Origin of the sequence: Chromohalobacter sp. 296-RDG (assembly GCF_029889885.1) — a bacterium.
GTDB lineage: Bacteria > Pseudomonadota > Gammaproteobacteria > Pseudomonadales > Halomonadaceae > Chromohalobacter.
Map to the genome: position 1 here is coordinate 15,576 of NZ_JARANY010000012.1, position 22,304 is coordinate 37,879.

The 22,304-nt window shown below is 61.4% G+C and carries 19 protein-coding genes; 9 read left to right on the forward strand and 10 right to left on the reverse strand.

From position 1 onward, the window contains the following. Nucleotides 1-57 precede the first annotated feature (57 nt). The gene (locus OP495_RS06845; protein ID WP_280562799.1) at nucleotides 58-972 is read right to left on the reverse strand and encodes a LysR family transcriptional regulator; all 915 of its coding nucleotides are present in this window, start codon (nucleotides 970-972) and stop codon (nucleotides 58-60) included. Nucleotides 973-1,118: 146 nt separating this feature from the next. Between OP495_RS06845 and metE the strand changes: the two genes are divergently transcribed. The 3 genes from metE to OP495_RS06860 all read left to right on the forward strand — a co-directional run bounded on the left by metE (nucleotide 1,119) and on the right by OP495_RS06860 (nucleotide 5,124). Further along, a complete protein-coding gene (gene metE, locus OP495_RS06850; protein ID WP_280568050.1) occupies nucleotides 1,119-3,404 on the forward strand; it encodes a 5-methyltetrahydropteroyltriglutamate--homocysteine S-methyltransferase in 2,286 nt (761 codons plus the stop codon). Between the two features lie 186 nt (nucleotides 3,405-3,590). Beyond that, nucleotides 3,591-4,379 (forward strand): C-type lysozyme, inhibitor, encoded by a 789-nt coding sequence (locus tag OP495_RS06855; protein WP_280562801.1) that lies wholly within the window; start codon nucleotides 3,591-3,593, stop codon nucleotides 4,377-4,379. A gap of 130 nt (nucleotides 4,380-4,509) precedes the next feature. Continuing rightward, entirely contained in the window at nucleotides 4,510-5,124 is a 615-nt protein-coding gene (locus OP495_RS06860; RefSeq protein ID WP_280562802.1) for an NAD(P)H-dependent oxidoreductase, read from the forward strand. A 62-nt stretch (nucleotides 5,125-5,186) separates the two neighbouring features. Here OP495_RS06860 and OP495_RS06865 read toward each other — a convergent pair whose 3' ends face one another. After that, nucleotides 5,187-6,260, reverse strand: a complete 1,074-nt coding sequence (locus tag OP495_RS06865) for a metal-dependent hydrolase (RefSeq protein WP_280562803.1) — start codon at nucleotides 6,258-6,260, stop codon at nucleotides 5,187-5,189. Nucleotides 6,261-6,303: 43 nt separating this feature from the next. Further along, on the reverse strand, nucleotides 6,304-6,843 hold the full coding sequence (locus OP495_RS06870) for a DNA-3-methyladenine glycosylase I (RefSeq protein ID WP_280562804.1): 540 nt from the start codon (nucleotides 6,841-6,843) through the stop codon (nucleotides 6,304-6,306). 116 nt (nucleotides 6,844-6,959) lie between these two features. On the opposite strand from OP495_RS06870, the gene OP495_RS06875 reads away from it, so the two are divergent. Beyond that, entirely contained in the window at nucleotides 6,960-7,400 is a 441-nt protein-coding gene (locus OP495_RS06875; protein WP_280568052.1) for a VOC family protein, read from the forward strand. A 93-nt stretch (nucleotides 7,401-7,493) separates the two neighbouring features. Then, nucleotides 7,494-8,183, forward strand: a complete 690-nt coding sequence (locus OP495_RS06880) for a uracil-DNA glycosylase family protein (RefSeq protein WP_280568054.1) — start codon at nucleotides 7,494-7,496, stop codon at nucleotides 8,181-8,183. Nucleotides 8,184-8,213: 30 nt separating this feature from the next. Here OP495_RS06880 and OP495_RS06885 read toward each other — a convergent pair whose 3' ends face one another. Further along, nucleotides 8,214-8,618, reverse strand: a complete 405-nt coding sequence (locus tag OP495_RS06885; protein ID WP_280568057.1) for a DoxX family protein — start codon at nucleotides 8,616-8,618, stop codon at nucleotides 8,214-8,216. 328 nt (nucleotides 8,619-8,946) lie between these two features. Between OP495_RS06885 and OP495_RS06890 the strand changes: the two genes are divergently transcribed. Next, nucleotides 8,947-10,044, forward strand: coding sequence for a GGDEF domain-containing protein (locus OP495_RS06890; RefSeq protein WP_280562808.1), 1,098 nt, complete (start codon nucleotides 8,947-8,949; stop codon nucleotides 10,042-10,044). Nucleotides 10,045-10,285: 241 nt separating this feature from the next. Further along, a complete protein-coding gene (locus OP495_RS06895; RefSeq protein ID WP_280568060.1) occupies nucleotides 10,286-11,467 on the forward strand; it encodes a GGDEF domain-containing protein in 1,182 nt (393 codons plus the stop codon). 67 nt (nucleotides 11,468-11,534) lie between these two features. Here the strand turns inward: OP495_RS06895 and OP495_RS06900 are convergent, their stop codons facing one another. The 4 genes from OP495_RS06900 to OP495_RS06915 all read right to left on the reverse strand — a co-directional run bounded on the left by OP495_RS06900 (nucleotide 11,535) and on the right by OP495_RS06915 (nucleotide 14,512). Beyond that, entirely contained in the window at nucleotides 11,535-12,239 is a 705-nt protein-coding gene (locus OP495_RS06900; RefSeq protein ID WP_280562810.1) for a phosphatase PAP2 family protein, read from the reverse strand. Nucleotides 12,240-12,368: 129 nt separating this feature from the next. Continuing rightward, nucleotides 12,369-13,340, reverse strand: a complete 972-nt coding sequence (locus tag OP495_RS06905; RefSeq protein ID WP_280562811.1) for a tRNA-dihydrouridine synthase family protein — start codon at nucleotides 13,338-13,340, stop codon at nucleotides 12,369-12,371. 78 nt (nucleotides 13,341-13,418) lie between these two features. Continuing rightward, nucleotides 13,419-14,039: a YigZ family protein gene (locus tag OP495_RS06910; RefSeq protein ID WP_280568062.1), complete on the reverse strand. Its 621-nt coding sequence runs from the start codon at nucleotides 14,037-14,039 to the stop codon at nucleotides 13,419-13,421. Continuing rightward, on the reverse strand, nucleotides 14,039-14,512 hold the full coding sequence (locus OP495_RS06915) for a LexA family transcriptional regulator (RefSeq protein ID WP_280568064.1): 474 nt from the start codon (nucleotides 14,510-14,512) through the stop codon (nucleotides 14,039-14,041). Before OP495_RS06915 ends, OP495_RS06910 begins: the two co-directional genes overlap by 1 nt. Before the next feature lie 183 nt (nucleotides 14,513-14,695). Between OP495_RS06915 and smc the strand changes: the two genes are divergently transcribed. Next, entirely contained in the window at nucleotides 14,696-18,190 is a 3,495-nt protein-coding gene (gene smc, locus OP495_RS06920) for a chromosome segregation protein SMC (RefSeq protein WP_280568067.1), read from the forward strand. A gap of 195 nt (nucleotides 18,191-18,385) precedes the next feature. Further along, nucleotides 18,386-19,678: a cell division protein ZipA gene (zipA, locus tag OP495_RS06925; RefSeq protein WP_280562816.1), complete on the forward strand. Its 1,293-nt coding sequence runs from the start codon at nucleotides 18,386-18,388 to the stop codon at nucleotides 19,676-19,678. A 119-nt stretch (nucleotides 19,679-19,797) separates the two neighbouring features. Here zipA and OP495_RS06930 read toward each other — a convergent pair whose 3' ends face one another. Together OP495_RS06930 and dcuS are read right to left on the reverse strand one after the other, a co-directional pair. Next, a complete protein-coding gene (locus OP495_RS06930) occupies nucleotides 19,798-20,538 on the reverse strand; it encodes a response regulator (RefSeq protein ID WP_280562817.1) in 741 nt (246 codons plus the stop codon). A 21-nt stretch (nucleotides 20,539-20,559) separates the two neighbouring features. Continuing rightward, complete coding sequence (gene dcuS, locus OP495_RS06935; RefSeq protein WP_280568070.1) at nucleotides 20,560-22,185, reverse strand: DcuS/MalK family sensor histidine kinase; 1,626 nt, start codon at nucleotides 22,183-22,185, stop codon at nucleotides 20,560-20,562. Between the last annotated feature and the right edge of the window lie 119 nt (nucleotides 22,186-22,304).

The following is a 22,304-nucleotide window of genomic DNA, read 5'->3' on the forward strand; positions in this document are numbered from 1 at the left end:
GGCAGACGCTTGTATGCCGCAAGCGCTGGCGTGAAGCATGGCTAAGAAGAGACATGGCTACGCCGGCTTGATTCCCTCGAGTACCGAGAAGGAGGTCTCGCGCGCGGTGCGCAGGAAGTCCTCCATCCATGGCTCGTCACGACTCTCCTCGCGAATCGCCGCGAACAGTGTGCTCCATACCCCCTGCTCGCCGAGATGCAGGGCGCGTACATAACCGCGCTCCAGATACTCGGTGAGCGCCCAGTTGGGCAGTGCGCAGACCCCCCGGCCGCTGGCGACCAATTGCATCATCATGATCGTCAACTCGGCGGTGCGCACCTCGGCCGGCGTGAAGCCCGCGGGTGTCAGAAACTGGGTGAAGACGTCGAGGCGCGTGTGTTCCACCGGATAAGTGATCAGTGTCTCGCTGGCCAATTGTTCCGGCGTGACCCAGTCGCGGCGTGCCAGGGCATGCTGCTTGCCCACCGCGAGTAGGCCTTCGTAGCGGAACAAGGGTTCGTAATGAATCCCGGCCAGCGGCTGGGGATCGGCAGTGATCACCAAATCCAGCGATTCCCGCGCCAGTGACGGCAAGGCGTCGAAGCTGTAGCCGCTGGGGATATCGACCTCGACCTCCGGCCAGTGATCGCGAAAGTGATCGATGGTCGGCATCAACCACTGAAAGCAGCTATGACATTCGATCGCCATGTGCAAGCGCCCTTGTTCATGGCCGGCCAGGCGTGCCAGGTCGCGTTCCGCCATGCGGATCTGCGGCAGAATCTGTTCGGCCAGCGCTAGCAGGCGCTCGCCCGCCCGCGTGAAGGTGACCGGGCGTGTCTTGCGCTGGAACAGGGGCGTGTCCAGGCGCTCCTCGAGATCCTTGATCTGATGCGAGAGCGCCGATTGGGTGAGATGCACGCGTTCGGCGGCCTCGACGAGCGAGCCCGCGTCACGTAGTGCGATCAAGGTGCGGAGATGGCGAAGCTCGAGCATGGTGTATGAGAGCCGTTCATTTTGATGATTAGTTAATTTAGTTTGATTCACGCACTGCCGCCAGCGAGACTGCCCGCCAGCACATCACGGCGTCGCCGTGACCACGAAGTCACTTATTCTAGACGCATACCGCAAGGGGAAACACGATGGCGCTGGCACACATTCTGGGCTACCCGCGCATTGGCGCGAACCGTGAGTTGAAAAAGGCCGTCGAGGCCTACTGGAAAGGTGAAATCGATCAGGCCACGCTCGAGGAGAGCGGCAAGGCGTTGCGAGCCGCACACTGGCAAGCCAGTCGCGATGCGGGGCTCGATCTCGTCACCGTGGGCGACTTTGCCTTCTACGATCAGGTGCTCAACGTCAGTGCGCTGTTGGGGGCGGTGCCACCGCGTTTCGGTGCCGTCGAGGGCGAGGTCGACCTGGATACGACGTTCCGCATGGCGCGTGGTCGGGCGCCCACCGGCGAGCCGGCAGCAGCCTGCGAGATGACCAAGTATTTCGATACCAACTACCACTACCTGGTCCCTGAGTTGCACGCAGATCAACGCTTCCGGGTGGCCTCCACACGGTTGTTAGACGAAGTCGCCGAAGCTCAGGCCGAGGGACATTCGGTCAAGGTGGCGTTACTGGGTCCCCTTAGTTGGTTGTGGCTGGCCAAGGAAAAAAGCGAGGGGCTCGATCGTCTGACCCTGCTCGATGCGCTGTTGCCGGTGTATGGCGAGATCCTCGAGCGTTTGTCGGCGCAGGGCGTCGAATGGGTGCAACTCGATGAGCCGGCCCTGGTGCAGGACTTGCCCCGTGACTGGCGCCAGGCCTACGAGGCTGCCTACAACAAGTTGCAGTCTGCGCGGGTCAAGCTTCTTGTGGCGACCTATTTCGGCGCCTTGGGCGATAACCTGGGCCTGGCCGCCGGGTTGCCGGTCGCCGGGCTGCACATCGATACGGTACGCGCGCCCGAACAGCTCGACGCGGTGCTCGACCGTCTTCCCACTTACAAGGTGCTGTCCATCGGCGCCATCGACGGACGCAATATCTGGCGCGCCGATCTGGCAGCACTGCGCGAGCGTTTGCAAGTGGCCCGCGCGCGTCTCGGCGAGCGTCTATGGATCTCGGCCTCCTGCTCGCTGCTGCACGTGCCGGTGGATCTCGACGCGGAAACCGACCTCGACGCCGAGCTCAAGAGTTGGCTGGCCTTCGCACGTCAAAAGCTAGATGAAGTCGTCACATTGGCGCACCTGCTCGATGGGCGCACTACGAACGAGGACACGGCGCGTCTGGACGCCGCTACACAGGCGCTGGAAGCACGCCGCAACTCCCCGCGCATCCACAAGTCTGCTGTGGGCAAGCGACTGTCGGGCGTTTCTTCCGCTGATTCTGAACGTTCGAGTCCTTACGGTGCGCGTGCTAGGGCCCAGCGGCGTCATCTCGACCTGCCGCTGTTTCCGACCACCACGATCGGTTCGTTCCCGCAGACGCAGGACATCCGCGCCGCGCGCCGCGCCTTCAAGAATGGCGAATGGGACCGCGATGCCTACGAGACCCGTATGCGCGAGGAGATCGTCCACGCCGTCGAACGCCAGGAAGCCCTGGATATCGACGTGCCGGTCCACGGCGAGCCCGAGCGTAACGACATGGTCGAGTACTTCGGCGAACTGCTGGATGGTTTTGCCTTCACGCGCTTCGGCTGGGTGCAGAGTTACGGCTCGCGCTGCGTGAAACCGCCGGTGATCTTCGGCGATGTGAGCCGTCCCGGCCCGATGACGGTGCGTTGGAGCGAGTACGCGCAATCGCTGACCGACAAGCCCATGAAGGGTATGCTCACTGGCCCGGTGACGATTCTGCAATGGTCCTTCGTACGCGACGACCAGCCGCGCGATGCCACCTGCCGTCAAATCGCCCTGTCGCTGCGGGACGAGGTCGCCGATCTCGAAGCGGCGGGTATCAAGATCATCCAGATCGACGAGCCGGCACTGCGTGAAGGCCTGCCGCTGCGGCAGGGCGAATGGCAGGGGTATCTCGACTGGGCGGTGGAAAGCTTCAAGTTGAGCGCGGCCGTGGCTCGCGACGAGACGCAGATCCATACCCACATGTGTTACTCGGAGTTCAACGACATCATCGCGGCGATTGCGGCCCTGGACGCCGACGTGATCACCATCGAGACGTCGCGTTCGGACATGGAGTTGCTCGACGCCTTCCAGGACTTCGCCTATCCCAACGAGATCGGACCGGGCGTTTACGATATCCACTCGCCCAATATTCCCGAGGTGGAATGGATGGTGCAGTTGATGGAAAAAGCCGCCGAGAAGATTCCCGCCGAGCGACTTTGGGTCAATCCGGATTGCGGGCTGAAAACGCGTGGTTGGGCGGAAGTCGAGCCAGCATTGGCCAACATGGTCGATGCGGCCAAGGAATTGCGTCGCCGCCACGGGTGAGCTTTTCGCGTGGATGCCATTAACGCGCCGCCGAGCCACCGCTCGGCGGCGCGTTTCTTATGGTACCGGCGTTTCTCATGGCATGAGGACTGCTATGCTATCGGTCTTCTTTGATTGAATGATATCGCATGCAATATGTCTCGCTGATGGAAGTGGGGCGGGTCCTGACCAGCAAGGAGAAGCTGAATGTTCCCCAAAATGTCTCGGCGTGCGCGGCACGTTTTGTCGGCTGTGGTATGTGTCGCTGTGTTGGGCGGCTGTGCGAGTACCGAGAAGCCACCCCAGGTGAGCGACGCCTCGGGAAGCGATTTTACCCCGCCGCCGCGTCTCGATGTGCCGGATGAGAATGACGACGCCCCCAAGTCGCCGCTGCTGCCGAGCGCTTTCTTTGCCGATGGCGCGGAGGCATTCGTGTCCTGGCGCTGTACACCGGCACAGGATCTCATCTCGGCCTCGCCCGGGGATCATCTGCGATTGTGGTCGGCTCAGGGATACTACGGGCTCGAGCGTAGCGTGGTCGCCGAGGGCAAGCGCTACCGCAAAGGCACCCTGACGTTTGCCCAGCAGGGCGACGAGGCGCACGTCGAAAGCGACAACGGCCAGCTCGCCTGCCAGCAAGATGCGCGTCGCGATGCGATCACGCGCGCCGACGCCCCGAATGCGATTTTCAAGGGGCAGGGTAACGAGCCTGGATGGACGCTCGAACTCGACCGCGAGACGCCTCAACTCAGGCTGGTCACGCAATACGGCGAACAAAAGCGCACGCTGGATTATCGGGTTACGCGGCTCGATAACGGTCATCAGGCTGCCATGACGCTCGAGGCTGGCGACGCCGACGCGCCGGTGATCGTCGAGCTCAAGGCGCGGGCCTGTTTCGACAGCATGAGTGGCAAACCGTATCCCGTTCAGGTGCGTGTCGAGGAGGCGGGGCGTACCTGGGTCGGCTGCGGGCAGGGCGTCGAGCGAACACGCTGAGCCGTAGGTGAAAACCGTTTCATGATATCGAACGCTTCATGGGCTTTTTTGCGTTTTTCTTTTCAAACAGGGCAACGAATAATACGTCTATTCGCATCACATGCCCTGAACCCAATGAGAGGAATTCCGCATGGCCGTTCGCAATATTCTGCTGGTGACTGCTTCTATCCTCGGTGAACATGGCCAGTCACGTGCGCTGGCGACGCATTTCAAGGCGCAGCTTGGCGCGCGCGATGATATCCAGCTCACCGAGCGCGATGTCGTGACGCTCGACCTTCCGCACCTCGACGGCGCCGAAATGGCCAGTTGGATGACTGCTCCCGCTGAGCGTGATGCGGCCCAGCAGGAATTGGCCGAGCGTTCCGATACGCTGGTCGAAGAGGTGTTGGCACACGACCTGATCGTGTTGGCGGTGCCGCTTTACAATCTTGGCATTCCCAGCCAGCTCAAGGCGTGGTTCGACCGTGTTCTGCGGGCCGGCAAGACGTTCAAGTATACAGAGCACGGCCCGGTGGGGCTGATCGAAGGGAAGCGCGCCCTGGTGCTCGCGGCGCGTGGCGGTCAGTACGTCGGCACTGAGATGGATACTCAGACCGGCCACGTCAGCAGTCTGCTGGGCTTGGTCGGCATTCGCGACATCGACTGGATCTACGCGGAAGGTCTCAACATGGGCGAGGCAGTACGTGAGCAGGCCATGGGTGAAGCGCGTCAGGCCGTGGCGAATTACACCGCGGAACGTCTCTGACGCGTGACGCAGTGCCCGCAAACAAAGCAGAAGGCGGCTCAAGATGAGCCGCCTTATTTGTGTCAGGGCGATATGCCTGGCATGAGGCACTGGATCTGGCGCTCGTCCAGTGACAAGCAGGTGTCGGCCTGCGGCACGAACACACGGCTAAACAGCGAGGCGAAGGCTTTCTCATCGGGGCGCGCGCCGACAATACGTTCACTGTCTATAGGATGCCAGCCCTCGGCGTCGCGCTCGGCAAGCGTGAAATTGAACATGTGGTAGCCGGGCGTGCCTAGACGCAGGTCGGTGGCGATCAACTGGGTGGTGCCCTGGCGTTCCGCGGTGCGATAGCGCAAGAAAGGCCCGGCGAACCACGCAAGACGCTGCCCGGCCGCCGTCGCCAACGCGGCGTCCTGCCATGCGCCGCCACGTGGCAGGCGGGTCAGCGCCATCGGCGTGTGGCCATCGAAGAGGCTCACGACGCCTTCATAGTAGGCATCGTCTTGGACGACCGTGACACGCCAGAGCAGGATGTTGAAAGGCGTTGGCTGGACCAGACGCGCGGCGTCTTCGAGCCCTTGGCTGGCGAGACTCGGTCCGATGCGTGCGTTCACGGTGTTCTGTGCGGCGACCGCGAACGTCAGATAAAAACAAGCGAGCGTCAGTCCCCAGCCCAGCAGGCGCGGCGAATAGCCCTTGATCAGTGCGGCGGCCACGCCCACCAGCAATGGCAGCGTAAAAAGCGGGTCGATGATGAAAATGCTGTGCCAACTCACTGGTGGCGTCGTCATCGGCCACCAGAGTTGGGTGCCATAGGTGGTGAAGGCATCCAGCATTGGATGTGTCAGCAGGCAGCCGCCAAACAGCAGACCCCAGCGCCATGTGCCGATGGGCGGCGAAATTTGACGCCAACGCTCGCCTGCTCGGGCCAGTACGGTCAGCAGGAAGGCGAGGGTGCCGAGTACCCAAAGGGAATGGCTGAATCCCCGGTGATAGGTGTATTCGGCCACGGCGTCGCCATAGTCGATGACTACGTCGAGATCGGGCAATGTGCCGAGCACGGCACCGGCGATGACGGCCTTGCGTCCTAGACGGCGGCCCAGCACAGTGCCGCCGATGGCGGCACCGAGGCAGGCCTGCGTCAGTGAATCCATGCGCTGTGATCTCCCCTAGCGGCGGCGTGTTTCTGGTGGGCGTTCATTCGGTGTTCAGCCACGGTGGCCGTTGTGCGCGTACCCGGTGTTGGGTCGGACAGTCCTCGCGATGGGCTCCCGGCAGGTAGCCGGTACTCATCAAAAATTCGTTGACGATCTCGGGACCGGTGAAGCGGAAGGTGCGTTTGAATAGCTTCACCCATTCCGACAATGCGAGCGGATGATGCGCGTCGAGCCAGGCGGCGAAGCTACCGTGAGACGCCTGCAAGGCGAGCACGACATTGGCATTGTGAATCGCGGCGTCGACTTTGCGCCGATTGCGGATGATACCTGCATCCGAGAGCAGACGCGCCCTTTGCGTATCGTCGTAGGCGGCGACGCGTGCCACGGCAAAGTCATCGAAGGCCATTGAGAACGCCTCGCGCTTCTTGAGTACCGTCAGCCAGGAGAGCCCAGCCTGGTTGATTTCCAGGATCAAGCGCTCGAAGAGCCGGTCGTCGTCGCGCACGGGAAATCCGTACTCGTGGTCATGGTAGGGGCCATGAAAGGGATGACCGGGAGCGTGGTCGCAATACGTACTCATGGAAAGTGTGCCTCGCGGAGTGTTGACGAATCGCCCTGCCGGTGATGAATTCGCCGTGACCGGCGGGCTGGTTTACCATAGACGTTTAGCCTGCATAACATCATGAGGAGACTACCATGCAGTACCTGCACACGATGGTCCGTGTCGCCGATCTCGACGCCTCGCTGCGTTTCTACTGTGACCTGCTGGGCCTCAAGGAAGTGCGACGCAAGGAGAACGAAAAGGGTCGTTTCACGCTGGTATTCCTCGCCGCGCCGGAGGACGAGGAACGTTCGAATGAGCAACAGGCTCCGGAGGTCGAGCTCACCTACAACTGGGACCCGGAAACGTATACCGGCGGTCGTAACTTTGGCCACCTGGCGTATCGTGTCGATGATATCTACGCCCTGTGCCAGTACCTGATGGACAACGGCGTGACCATCAATCGCCCGCCGCGCGATGGTCACATGGCTTTCGTTCGCTCGCCGGACGATATCTCCGTGGAGTTGTTGCAAAAGGGCGATGCGTTGCCCGCTCAGGAACCGTGGGCGTCGATGGAAAATACCGGCAGCTGGTAAGCCGCCACGCGTCGCGTCCCGTTCCCGCGCTGGGTGGGACGCGGCTATCGCCGCAGGCCGGAAACCCCCCATGAACTTGAAAGGACACCCAGGATGTCACAGGACGTGACCCTTCCCTCGGCGTTACGCGATGCATTCCGCCGTGAAGCCGACACGCTCGACAGCATCGATCGCGATGTCTACCTCGCCAACCGGCGTGACCCGCTGGAGCCGATCATCGGCTTGGGCCCACGCGACGCACCGGTGGGATTTTTCGGACGCGACCCCGGTCGTCAGGAGGTCGTGCATGGCGCGCCCTTCGTAGGCAGCGGTGGCCAGAAGGTGCGCGCCGGGCTGTACAAGCATCTGCACGGGAAGGCGCTGCCCGATTTTGAAGCCTCACTCGCCGTGGGGCGGCGTTATTTTTGGGCCAATACCGTGCCCTACAAGCCGACCGGCAACAAGGCGTGGTCGATGGCGGTCAAGAAGCGCTTTCAGCCCTTGATGGCGGAGCTTTTGATCGCGCACTGGCAAGGCCGCACTCTGATTACCCTGGGGCGCGAGGCGTTCTTGTGGTTCGCCATCGGTCAGTCGCGTGAGATCAAGCGTGAACTGGAGACTTTCTGGGCTCGCGAGGACCGTTTCGAGGCGCTGCATACCACCCTGCTGTCACTCCCCGATGGGCGTAGTGCCGAGCTCCAACTGGCGCCGCTGCCGCACCCTTCTCCTCTCAACCAAACTTGGTTCAAGCGTTTTCCGGCACTGCTAGAGGCACGCCTCGCTGCTCTGGAGCGTGCCCACTGAGTGGTGTGCGGAGTGGTATAAGGCGCTGAATTAGTCGGGGTGCATCGCCAAACGCCCGCTGCCCATGAACATGATCGCCAGGGCACCGCACAGAAAAATGCCCTGTAATTCCAGCGTCCAGCCACCTTGCGCGTTGAGCGTCAGCAATTCGTCGTGGTGGACGAGGATAAACGCCACCAGCATGTCGCCGCCCATCAACAGGCCGCCGATGCGCGCCTGCCAACCCAGGATGGCCATCAACGGCGCAACGATCTCACCGATGAGCACCCCATACGCGAGGGAGATCGGGACGCCCATGGCGTCGAGCATGTGGCCGATGTCGGTAATGCTGGTGGGTGACAAGAGCTTGTCGACGCCGTGCAGCAGAATCAGCCCACCCACGGCCAGGCGCAGAATCAGTTTTCCCAGGTCGTCATGATGCAGCAGTCGTTGCATAGGCTCGATATCCTTCATCGTTTGAAACCGGCATCCAGCCGGGCAAGGCGTGTGAACTTTCGCATGTTCGCGCGTCGCTCACCAGTAACGCCACTTCTTAACATTTATTTACGTTTTGCTGGCACTTTAGCGTGCATTAACTAAGCTTTCTTAGAAATACCGCTGGAAGCGGATCTTGCAGATATTGGCACCGACACTGGCGGGTAAGACCGTCATCCGGTGAAGACATATAACGATCCTTGCCCTGAGGCCCACTGAAAAGGGGCAGAGGCGAGGACGCTACGTTGCGAATCACGCAACGGTACGCGGGTAAAAAGGGATATCCCAGATGACTTCAAGGGCCTTACAGCGGCTCTGGGGATGGTCGTGCAGTGCGCCGGGGGCGTTGCCGCTGGAGCATCGACGCAGCTATGAGGTGGTAGCGCAGACCTTCGTGCTCGCAAGCCTGGGGCATTTGCTGTTTGCATGCGTGCTGATCGGCTTGCAGATCCCGCTGCTGATTATTTTGAACCTCGCCTGCGTGGTGACCAATACGGCAGCGTTGATGCTGCACCGGCGCTTGCAACTGACTCAGGCGATGACCGTCAAGCTGGCCGCCACGCTGGTGTTGATCACGCTGAGCGTATGGCTGATCGGTGCCGATGCTGGCTTCGAATATTACTTTTTTTTGCTGCTTTGCGAGATGTTGATCAGCGATATGGCGGCCCGTTACAAGATCGTGATGAGTACCACGATCGGTAGCGTGGCGCTGGCTACGTTGTTGATGGCACCGCACTCCACTCCTTGGATGCTTGAAACAGCCGATTTCCGCGAGGACATCCGCATGACCAATCTGGTCATGGTCTTTTTGATTCTGGGGCTGATTCTGTGGCGGCTGCATGCCATCACCGAGCGTTGCGAGCACCATTTTCGACGCGACGCCACCCATGATTATCTCACCACAGTGCTCAACCGGCGCGCCATCTTTCATGAAGCCGACATGCTGTGGCAGCAGGAGCGGAATTTCACGCTGCTGCTGCTCGATGCCGACCACTTCAAGCAGGTCAATGATACCCATGGTCATACTGCAGGCGACGAAGTCTTGCGTCACCTGGCGTATATAGTGCGAAGCGCCTTGCGCGAAAACGACCGTCTCGGGCGCGTAGGCGGCGAGGAATTCTTGATCGTATTCCCCGACAGCACGCGAGATGAGGTGCTCTCGGTCGCATCGCGCATTCGTCGATGCCTGGTCGACCAGCCGTGTCGGATGGAAGCGTTAACCCTCCCGGTAACGTTCTCCATGGGCATGGCCGCGGCTCAGGAAGCCACATCATTGCAAGCGCTCATCGACATGGCCGATCGCCGCTTGTATCGCGCCAAGTCGGCCGGACGCGATCAATTGGTCATGAGTGACCTGGAAATCATCGGGCCGGCGGCGGCGTTGTGACATGCCTGGAAACGCCGTGCGGATATCGTTTCGTCTCATACGGATATCCTAGCGCAACGAAGCGACAACATGGCATTTTGCTTATTTGGCGTTTGACGAATTTCATGCTGCAAAGCGGCTAAATTCATACACGAATCGTCCTTTTGATGCGCCGAATATGGCTAACCTTGCTAGGGAATCAATGCAGGGGGAGGCCCGTCGCATGACGTGGCCTAACGCAATAAAAAGGGATTCATTCATCATGCCGCTACGTACCTATCGCCTCTGGGGGGGCCGAGGCGCCGCGTTGCCTCCGTCTTGCCCTCTGCCGCCGGAATACCGCCGTTATTTCGATACCTTTGCCCATCTGTATGCCATGGCGTTGGTGGCCTATGCCGGCTTGATGCTGCCGCTTTTCGTCTGGCTAGGACGCCCCGGGCCGATATTGATCGTTCTATGCAGCATCTTGATGACGCTCGGTGCGCGCGGGCTGCATCATCGGGGCTATATGGCCTGGGGCGCGGCCTTGCTGTGGGGCATGATGCTGCTGCTGATTGGCGAGGCTATTCGCCTCTACGGCGCCGGCGTCGGCTTCGAATTCTACGTGGGCCTGGCACTACTGGTGCTGCATATCAGTGCGATCCCGCGCAGCTACAAGATCGTATTGTCGCTGTTGCTGCTGGGCGTGACTGGCGCGTTGTTGATGAGCATGCACCGGGGGGAGGGCCAAGTCGCGCTGCCCTCCGCGACGTCGACGTGGCTGTTGTGGGTCAATCTAGTGCTGACCGGAACGCTATTCGCTGGTGTGCTGATGGGGCTGGAAGGCGTGACCGAACGGCTCGAACGTGCGTATCGCCGTGAAGCGCTACACGACATGCTGACTGGTGCTCTCAATCGTCGCGCGATCGTCGCCATTGCCGAGCGCTGGCAGCGCGCCAAGCGGCCTTTCGCCGTGGTGTTGCTGGATGTCGATCATTTCAAGCGGTTCAATGATCTACATGGGCATGCCGCGGGAGACGCAGCGCTCTGTCATCTCGTGAATTGCCTGCGCCAGGGGTTGCGCGACGGCGATATGCTGGGGCGTTACGGCGGTGAGGAATTCATGCTGCTGCTCCCGGGAACGTCGCGTGTTGCTGCCATGGCGGTCGCCGAGCGCATCGCGACCATCGTGCGCGATCAGCCATTGGTGCTGCCCGACAAGTCGCTCGGGATGACCGTCAGCCAGGGTCTCGCCACTCAGGAGGAGGCGGCGACGCTAAGCGCCATGACCGCCTTGGCCGATCGGCGGTTGTATGCCGCCAAAGGCGCAGGGCGCGATCGTGTCATGGTTTGGGAAACTTTTGACAGATTGTTCCCCATACCGACCCGGTGTGTCGTCGAAGGCGCCGAGGCGTGTCCCTTCGAACCGCCTCGGCGACATGACGATTCAGCGGTCAAGGCGTGAGACGCGCATGCAATGATAAATGTTGAAGCGCACGAGATGGAGACCCAGCGATATCTAAGCGTGACGGTTAGTGATGACGGCGGGGCAGGAGTCGCTCAAGGCCTTGATGCAGGCATTGCGCGCTGCGCTTGGCGATGGGCGTGCACAAAACCCATGGCAGCAATAGCAGGGCAATGGACAGGGAGCCGACGAAGATGTCGCTAAACCAGTGAGCGCCGACCATGATGCGAGGTGCCGTAGCGGCCAGCACCAAAAGAATACTGGCGATACGGGTGAGGCGGTCACCGAAGGTCAGCATGAAGCCCGCAAAGATCATCGCCATGATGCCGTGGTCACCAGGGAAGCTATTGCCCGCTTGGTCCTTGGTAGCAAAGGTGACGAACTGCGAGACCAAGTTGACGTTGTCAAAGACTTTGGTGGGACTCGGGTGACCATAGGTAATGATATGGCGGACTAGTTCATTGATGATTCCCGCTGTGAGCAGCATGGTAAATCCGATACCGAGCCAACGGCGCCAACCCCCATTTCGATCACGATAGCAGGCATAGCCCATGGTCCCCAACATGCAGCATATGATCAGCAAGTCGAACTTGCGATTGTTAAGCGCAGCTATAATGGTTGTCCAATGGGGATTGTCGGCCGTCAAGGTGTGGTTGAATAACCAAAAAACACCGTCATCGAGCGTGGACCAAAGTGTGAACTGAGGAATCCACCAGCTTGTGATCAGGGCAATGCCCATCAAGTTAAATAGGATAATACGGGCGATATTCATGACAATAGTGCTTCAGTAGCAAGTTGTAGAGCGATATTTTACGTCTTTATATTGTTCGTGAACAGTGTTTCTTATCGCTTTATCTCTTTGCTACGGCTGTGGCGCGCACCGTTGAAATCGGCTTGGCGTTTACGGAGCCTTCAGTCCAGTGAGGAAACTCGTCAACTCGGTACGGCGTCGCAGGGCGGTGAAGCGTCTGGCAGCTTCGTCGTCACGCCCACGCATCTGGTTGAGCCACTGCTTGAGCAGCGAGACCACGATCTTTTCCGGCAGGTGCATGCGCATACGCTGAGCATAGGCCGTCAGCATTTCGGCACGCGCCGCCCAGGGCGTCTCCGTCAAGTGCTCGCCGGTACGCTGCCAATGCTTGATGCGCCGCGCCAACCAGGGGTCGGCGAGCATACCGCGCCCGAGCATCACGTCCGTGCAGCCTGACAGCGTACGCGCCTTCCAATAGTCTTCCAGTGTCCATATATCGCCGTTGGCGATGACCGGTATCGTCAGCCGGGCGCGAATGCGTCCGATCCATTCCCAATGCGCGGGCGGTCGATACCCTTCGCGACGGGTTCGGGCATGCACCACCAGGTGTGCCGCACCTCCGGCTTCGGCGGCCTCGGCACAGGCAAGTGCCACTTGTTTGTCGTCAAATCCCAGGCGGATCTTGGCAGTCACGTCGATCCCCAGGGGCGTCAGTGCCTCATGTACGGCACGCACGACGCTGTAGACGCGCTGTGGGTCGCGCAGCAGCGAGGCGCCCCCATCATGGCGATTGACAGTCTTGGCCGGGCAGCCGAAGTTGAGATCGACCTGGCGGGCGCCGAGCGCCTGGGCGTGCACTGCGTTTGCCGCCAGGGCATCGGGATCGGAACCGAGTAGCTGCAGGTGGACCGGTGTGTCGCTTGAAGTCGCGCAAGCGGCCTGTTCGAGCTCGGGACAGTGACGCAGGAACACTCGGGCCGGCAGACGCGCGTCGACCACGCGCACGAATTCGGTCACCGTCCAGTCGAGCGCACCGTCGGCGCTCAACAAATCCCGCGTGACTACATCGATCACGCCTTCCATCGGGGCCAGGCCGATGCGCCCGCTGGCCACTTGCATCATGTCGTCGTCATTACTCTGGGTGTCATTGCAAAATTTCGCGTATGGGTACGACAACGCCAACGTCGGTGTCGTCTGGTGTCAGGAAGGTTCTAGCGACGTGAGCCGCCCCTTGAGGCGCGAGGTCAGATCGCTCAAGTCACTGTCGCGCTCGCGGGGCCATGCGATGTCGAGTGTCACGCCATCGGCGTCGTAATCAGCGCTTTCGATGAGGGCGTCCTGCGTGGTGAGCCACTCGCGGGCAACGGCCTCGCCGGCAAAATCAATGCGTATCCGTAGTGTTCGACGCTCGATGAAGGGGCGCCGGGGTAGACCCTCGAGTGCCTGGACGACCGCCTGTGTATAGGCGCGGATCAAGCCACCGGTGCCCAGCTTGGTGCCGCCGAAGTAACGAATCACCACGCAGCCGATCTGTCCCAAACCCGAACCTTCCAGTGCCTGATACATGGGCCGCCCCGCGGTGCCGCCGGGCTCGCCATCGTCGGAAAAGCCGATGGCATTCTGCTCGCCGGGCGCGCCAGCGATATAGGCCGTGCAGTGATGGCTAGCGTTGGGATGAGCAGCCCGCGCTTGCGCCAGCAACGCGTCGAAACTGGCGATATCGGGGATGAAGGCCGTCCAGGTAATGAAGCGGCTTTTCTCGATTTCGATCTCGTGGTCGCGATACTCGCCGGATGCGAGGTCGGGAATCGCGTAGCGCATCAGTGACTCGTGGTCGCGTGACGCATCACGCCCATCACCAGACCCAGCACTTGTACGTCGTCGTTCTTGAGATAGATGGGCGCCATGTCATCGTTGGCGGGTTGCAGGCGCACGCCGGATTTCTCGATGTAAAGCCGCTTGAGCGTGACTTCCTGGTTATTGATCTGTACCACGGCGGTTTCGCCGTTCTCGGCTGACTCGAAGCGCTCGATGATGATGATGTCGCCATCGAAGATGTTGCTGTCGATCATCGAATCGCCGCGCACGCGCAAGGCATAGGTATTGCGTCGTACCATGCGCGACGGCACGTGAATGGCCTCGTCGTCGAGGCAAGCCTCCATGGGCAGCCCGGCGGCAACCACGCCCAGCAAGGGAATCTCGACGAAATCGGTGGCGTCGATCTCTTCCCAGGCGGCGTCCGATAGTGGCAGGTTCGGCAGGCGCTGCAGATAGTGCGGCGTAACGTGCGACATGACCCTCTCCCTCGGATGATCCTTCGGCATCATAGCAAGGCGAAGCGAGGCGGCAAATCCCGCTAGCGGCGTGGCGTTAATGATGGGGCTTGGGCCACGCCCGCGCCTCGGATAGACTGCGGGCTCTCATGCATGGCTCGAGCATCGGGTCGCGACATACTCCTGGGGGAATTCCGGCAGCGCATGCGCCTTACGTCCATCAAACTGGTCGGCTTCAAATCGTTCGTCGATGCGGTCAATGTGCCGTTCGCCGGCAACATGACCGCCATCGTCGGCCCCAATGGCTGCGGCAAGTCGAATATCATAGACGCCGTGCGTTGGGTGATGGGCGAATCCTCTGCCAAGACATTGCGCGGCGAGTCGATGACCGATGTCATCTTCAATGGCTCCACCGGACGCTCGCCGGTGGGGCAGGCATCCATCGAATTGGTCTTCGACAACAGCGACGGGACCATGGGCGGTGCTTATTCCCAGTACGCCGAAATCTCCGTCAAGCGTCAGGTTACCCGCGACAGCCAATCGAACTACTTCTTCAATGGACAGAAGTGTCGACGCCGCGATATTTCCGATCTGTTTCTGGGCACGGGGCTGGGGCCGCGTTCCTACGCTATCATCGGGCAGGGCATGATCACGCGCTTGGTCGAGGCGCGCCCCGAGGATCTGCGCTCGACACTGGAGGAAGCGGCGGGCGTTTCCAAGTACAAGGAACGCCGTCGCGAAACCGAAAATCGCCTGCGCCGCACTCAGGAGAACCTCGACCGCCTCGACGACATTCGCGAAGAGCTCGACAAGCAGCTCGAACGTTTGAAGCGTCAGGCCGATGCCGCGCGGCGCTACCAGACCCTTAAAGACGAGGAATATCGCCTCAAAGGCGAGCTGGCCCTACTGCGCACGCAGGCGTTTCGAACCCAGCAACATACCCAGGAACAGCACGTTCGTGAGCTGGAAACCCAGGTCGAGCAAGAGATCCTCGGGCAGCGCCAATGCGAAAGTCGTCTGGAAGAATCGCGTCTGGCGCACGATGAGGTCGCCGCCGAACTGGAGACCCATCAGGCCCGCTTCTATGAGACCGGTGCCGCTATCGCGCGCATCGAGCAGTCCATCGAGCATGCCCGTTCGCGCGATCAGCAGTTGGCGCAGGATATCGAAGATGCGCGCCGCGAACTGAGCGAACTCGAACAGTTGGGGGCTCAGGACGACGAGCGTCGCGGGGCCCTGGACGAGCGCCTAGAAAGTATCGTCCCCGAGCTTGAAGAGGCCCAGGAAACGCTGGACATGCTGCAGGAGTCGCTGGACGCCGCCGACGAAGAAGCCGCCACAGCGCAACAAGAGTGGGAGCGTTTCAACGAAAGCGATCGTGACGTGGCGCACGGGGCCGAGCGAGCCCAAGACGACGTGCGTCGCCTCGAAAATACCATCGCCGAATTGGACGACCAGATCGGCAAACGCCGCCAGCAACGCCAGGAGTTGCCCGACGTCGAGGCGTTGCGCGGCGAGCGCGGTGAACTGCGCGAACAACTCGAAGCGCAGGACCTCGATCAGGAAGCGCTGGAAAGCCAGCGCGAGCACCTGCAGCAACAGCGCGAGGACGTTCAGACACGCCTCGACGACGCGGCCGCTCAGCGCGATACACAGCATTCGCAGCTGAGTCGTCTGCAGGGCGAGCTGGCGTCGGTGGAGGCCTTGCTCGATGCCGCGTTGACCGATGACGATACCGCCCTGGAGTCGCACCTCGCGCGCCATGACCTGGCTGAGGCGCCGCGTCTGGCCGAACGGCTGGAGGTCGCCGCGCCCTGGGAGACGGTCGTAGCCTGGGCCTTGGCGCCGTGGCTCAAGGCGCGCCTCGCGACGTCGTCCGCCATGGCCGAGGTCGTCGCCGACGCTCCACCTGCTGAGTTGGCCTTGCTGAGTGGCGATGACGTGGCGCCTGTTGCCGGCACCTTGAGGGAGCAGGTCGACGGCGCCGGGGCGCTGGGCACTTGGCTCAACGCCATTCACTGCGCCGCCGATGAAGATGCCGCCTGGGCGATGCGCGCGCGTTTGGCGGTAGGCGAGAGTGTGGTCACCCCTGGTGGGCTGTGGCTGGGCCCGGATTGGGTACGCCGGCGTGGCGAGTCGGTATCCGAGGATGGCGTGCTGGTTCAGCGCCGTCGACGCGAGACGTTGCAGGCTGATATTGCGGCGCTCGAAGCGTCGCTCGAGACGCTCGAGGAAACGTTGCAGACCGCGCGTGAAGCGGTGGAAAACTCGGCGGCGGAACTCGAATCGCTGCGTCTTCAAGAACGCGACCTTGGGCAGCGTCGGCAGCAACTGGCTTCGCGCGAGGCCGGGCTGGCGAGCCGTCTGGAGCAGCTCGACGCGCGCTCCCGTGAGCTCGATGACGATGTGGCGCAGCTCGTCGAGCGGCATGCCGAGCGGCGCCTGGAACTCGAGGAAACGCGTGAGCGCTGGCAGGCGGCGATGAGCGATGTGGACGCCAATAGCCAGACCCGCGAGAGATTGGAGAATCAGCGTCGCGAAGCACGGGAAAAAGCCCAATCGCTACGCCAGCAGGTAGCGCCTGCGCGCGAGCGCCAGCAACATCTGGCGATGGAGCGTCAGCGTTTGGAGACGGAGCGCTCGGGGCTCGATCAGCAGCATGCGCGCTCGCGCGATCAGCGTGAGCGTCTGGCCGAAAAGCTCGCCATGCTTGAAGAGCAGCGCGCCACCCTGAGTGAGCCGGAAGAGGAAACGCGGGAACGGCTCGACGAATTACTCGACCGGCGCAGTCGCGAGGAAGCGACGCTCAACGCCTCGCGCGATCGTGCACATCAATTGGCCGAGACGCTGCGTGACACCGAGGCCTCGCGTCAGCAACACGAGCGCAACCTCGACGGTCTACGCGGCAAGCTCGAAGAAGCGCGCATGCAGGTACAAGCCCTGACGTTGAAAGCCGATACACAGGATGCACACCTCGAAGAACTCGGGCACGATGTCGACGCGTTGCGTGAAGGGCTCGATCCCAACGCGACCGAATCCGCGTGGCAGACCCAGCTCGACGAGCTCGGCGATAAGATCCGCCGCCTCGGCGCCATCAATCTGGCGGCCATCGAGGAATACGATCAACAGGCCGAGCGTCGCGACTATCTCGAGGCCCAGCATGCCGAACTGAGCGAAGCCATCGAGACCCTGGAAAAGGCGATTCGACGTATCGATCAGGAAACGCGGACGCGTTTCAAGCAGACTTTCGATCAGGTCAATGCCGGCTTCGGCGAACTTTTTCCCAAGGTCTTCGGCGGTGGGGCCGCATGGTTGACGCTAACCGGCGACGATTTGCTGGAGACGGGGGTGGCCATCATGGCGCGCCCACCGGGCAAGAAAAACACCACTATTCATCTTCTATCGGGGGGTGAAAAAGCACTGACGGCATTGTCGCTGATATTTGCTATCTTTCAGCTCAACCCGGCACCATTCTGTATGCTCGACGAAGTCGATGCACCGTTGGATGATGCCAACGTGGGACGTTACGCCAAGCTGGTGAAGGAAATGTCCGAGAGTGTTCAGTTCATTTACATCACACACAATAAGATTGCCATGGAAGCGGCCGAACGATTGATGGGCGTGACCATGCAGGAAGCCGGGGTATCCCGGCTGGTATCGGTAGGAATTGACGAGGCGGCGACCCTGGTGGACGCATGAACGACTTGCAGAAAATCGCCAAAAGGGTTACCAACACTATTGTGAGCCTCGACAGGGATATTGAAGGGTGATTGCTCTGAGCTAAGGGTACTACTTGACATTCAAAAAAAGTGGCCCCTTTTTTGTTAATCGCGCTATGCTTCTTCACGAAAGAGTTTTAATTATGGCGCCAATAGCGAACAGGCAAGAAGACCCATGGAACTAAGAGAGTGGCTAATCATCTTGGGGCTGGTGCTGGTGACGACCATCGTGATCGATGGTGTGCGTCGGCTCCAACGCCAGCGCCGCGTCCCGCGCCTCGACCAGGCAGCGCATAGTCGGGTATCCGAGGGCAGGGACGCCGAGGAAGAAGATCCGGAAAAAGCGGCCCGTGAGGCTGAGGTCCGGCGGGAATTGCCCAATGGAGGTGCGCGAGTCGTGCGCGATGCCACCTTCGATCGTAGTGAGGAGCGTGAACCGGTACGGCCGGAATCGCCCTTGCGTCAAGAGCGAATTCCCGAAGAAGAGCTCGAGCCTAGCGTGCTCAAGCGTGGCCGAGGCAATGCTCATGGGGACAATGCGCATCGGGATGATGAGGCTCAGGAGGGCAAGCGTTCCGGCATGAGAGGCATGAAGGATGCCGTGCGTGCAGGGGCTCAGCGTATGAGTGCCTCGGCCCAGCGCCTCACGGCGTCCCGTAACCATGATGACGAGCATCTGTCCGATGATGAGTATCCGCATCACGAGCCGACGCTTGAATCATCATCGGATCGAGAGCCCGCGCTCGACTCAGCTCGCGCCGATGCGGCGCGTCCGGCAATGGACGAAACGTCGCAGCGTCGGCGTGAGGAAGCGCCTACGCGGCGGGCAACGCCTGATGAGCCACCGGCGGCTCGTGCCACGGACGAAGCGGCCGAGGTACCCCCGCAACAGGCACCTGCCGAGGAACCAGCGCGTGCCGAGGAACATACGGCGCACCGCGAGGTGGTCACCGATCACCCGGCGGTAGAGCGTGCCAAGCGTAATCCAGTGCATGCCGATCGCGCACGCGAGGCCTTGTCCGACGCCGAAGAAGTCATCGTCATCAGCGTCCTGTCACGCGACGAGACGGGTTTCCAGGGCCCGGACTTGCTTAAACTGATGCTGGCTTGCGGGCTGCGTTACTGCTATGAAATGGGTGTTTTCCACCGTTTCGAGACAGAGTCCGACGAAAGCGCCTTGCAGTTCACTATGGTCAATGTGCTCAAACCAGGCGTGTTCGATCTCGACGACATGGACGAGTTCACGACGCCGGGGGTGACGTTCTTGATGCCGCTACCCAGCGCGAATGACAGCGCGGCGGCGTTCGAGGCCATGTTTGAAACCGCCATGGTGCTGGTACGCAACCTCAGCGGCGAGCTGAAGGACGAAAACCGCAGCGTGATGACCGCGCAGACGGTGGAGTTCGCTCGGCAGCGCGTGCAGGAATTCGAGCGCCGCCATCGCCTGCACCGCTATCAGGCGAATTGAGAGCGTTAGCATCGCGATTCTTGCCTGTTCTCGCGATGCTTGTTCTTGAAGACGGCTGCTCTTGAAAACCAGCGGGGCCCCTCGGGGCCTCGTTTTTTTATGCACGACGAGGGCCGATATCAGGGTGTCGTGCGACTAGCCGTGAGGAGCCCTTGTAGAGCGCTGGTATCCAGACAGCGGTAGGTGAACGAGGGGCGTCCCACCTGTCCATAGTGGAAGGACTCACCGAGATAGCCGTGCTCGGTCAGGTACTTTAAATACTTGCGCACCGAGACGCGGGACATGCCAGTGGCCGGGATCAGGCTTTCGGTGGTGAAGGTTTCCGTGTCGAGGCTCAGGATGGCCTGGGCGATTTGCGCCAACGAGGGCGTCGTCAGCCCCTTGGGCAGGCCATCGCTACGCGTCTGGCGTGGCCTGGCGGGCTGGAAGAGCCGGTCGAGGTCGCGTTGGTCGGCTTGTTCGGGTAGGCGCTCCAGCGTGGCGCGCACGCGTCGGCAGGCATCGACGGCGACCTTGAAGCGCTCGAACTCGAAGGGTTTGACCAGATAGTCGCGCACGCCGAGGCGCCGTGCGGCGCGCACTGTCTCAGTCTCGCTGGCGGCGGTGATCAGGATGACGTCGATGTCGCGCCCCAGCCGTTGCAGGTAACGAACGATTTCCAGCCCGTTACGACCGCGCAGGTAGACGTCGAGCAGGATGACGTCGACGGTATCGCTCTCCAGTACGTCCAGGGTACTGGGAATATCGCCGCATTGCGCGACCAGCGCGACGTCATCGAGTCGGTTGAGGTATTCGACGTTGAGGCGCATGACCATGGGATCATCCTCGACGATGAGTACTTGCAGTGGCGTATCGCTCATGCCGGCGTTCCCATTGCTCGCTCAATTCTCGGTGGTGGACGAAACAGCATAGGGTAGGGCGACTTCGATCAACGTGCCGCGCCCTGGTTCGGAATATAGCGCCAGGGTACCGTCATGCGCTTCGACATGCTCGCGCACCATTGCCAGTCCAAGGCCGCGCTGGCGTCCCTTGGACGAGGTGCCTGTGGCGAAGACGTGCGCCTGCATGGCCTCGGGGATGCCGGGGCCGGTGTCCTGCACATGCAGCGATAGCAGGGCGGCGTCGACGCCCATGGTGAGCGTGACGTGGCGCTCGTGTTGCGCGTCGACGGCGTCGAAGGCGTTCTCCAGCAGGTTGCCCAGCACGATGACCAGCGTGTGAATCATGGCGGGGTCTTGCGGTGCGGGGATGGCTTCCTCGACGTCTACCGTCAAGGTAATGTCGCGCTCGCGGGCCTCGCTCTGTTTACCCAGTAGAAAGCCCGCCAACACCGGTTCGCCGATGCCTTCGACCAACGCCGCACCCGGTGCGACATGGTGATCTGCCACGTCGCGCAGATAGCGCTGCAATGTGGGGTATTCCTCCACTTGCACCAGGCCGAGCATGACATGCAGCTTGTTCTTGAACTCATGTGTCGCCGCACGTAGGGCTTCGGCGTAACGTCGGACGCCGGTCAATTCCTCGGCGAGCAGGCGTACTTCGCTCTTGTCGCGGAAGGTCGCCACCGCGCCGATGACCTGACCCTGGTGGTGAATCGGCATGCGGTTGGCGAGCAGTGCCTGGCCGTTGATGAAGATTTCCTGGTCGAGCGAAGCTTCACCGTTTTGCAGCACATCCGGCAGCCCGCTCTGTGGCAGGTAGTCGGTGATTGGCGTGCCCAGCGCTGGTACTTCAAGGCCCGCTTGATTGAGCAGCGAGCGGGCGGCGGTGTTAGTCAGGGTAATATGCCCGGCGACATCCACCGCGAGAATACCTTCGTGTACCGAGCCGAGAATCGCCTGGCGTTCTTCCACCAAGCGCGTGATCTGGTACGGCTCGAGCCCCATCAGCACACGCTTGATGTAACGTGCCAGCCAGCTGGCACCAAGGCTGCCGAGAATCATGAGAAGTGCGATGCCCAGCATCATGTGCAGGCGGTTGTCGGCCAGGCGGGCGCCCAGCGTATCCAGTGTCACCCCGACCGAGACGGCGCCGATTACCTCGCTGGCAGCATTACGTACCGGTGCGAAGCCGCGAATGCTGACGCCCAGGGTTCCCTTGGCCCGCGAGGCATAATGCTCGCCCTGCAGTGCCGGACCTTCGTCACCGCCCTGGAAATGCTTGCCGATACGCGTCGGGTCGGGGTGCGTGAGGCGAATGGCATGGGGATTCATCACCACGATGAAATCCACATCCAGGCGCTGGCGCAATGCGTCGATCTCCCGTTGTAGGTTGTTATCGGCGGCGAAATCGCGCTGGCCTCCTGCTTCCTTCAGCACGTTGATGACACGCTGTCGCGACGCCACGACCTGGGCGATATCAGTGACGCGGGCCGCCTGGGCGTCTTCCTGTGTGTCGCGCAGGGTGGCATCGAACATCCACAATGCCACGCCCAGCGTGACGATCACCGTCGAGGCCACGAGTAGCGAGATCAACACACTGAGACGAATGGTCGGCAAGCGGGGCATGCGTATCGGGCCCTATGGGGTGGTTTTCGACCTTGGTGTAATATCCAAGCGTGGCGTGCTATGCCGGATACAAGGCCGTCGTTTTCAATAATTTCAAAACGCTTTAATAAGTTGGCAAA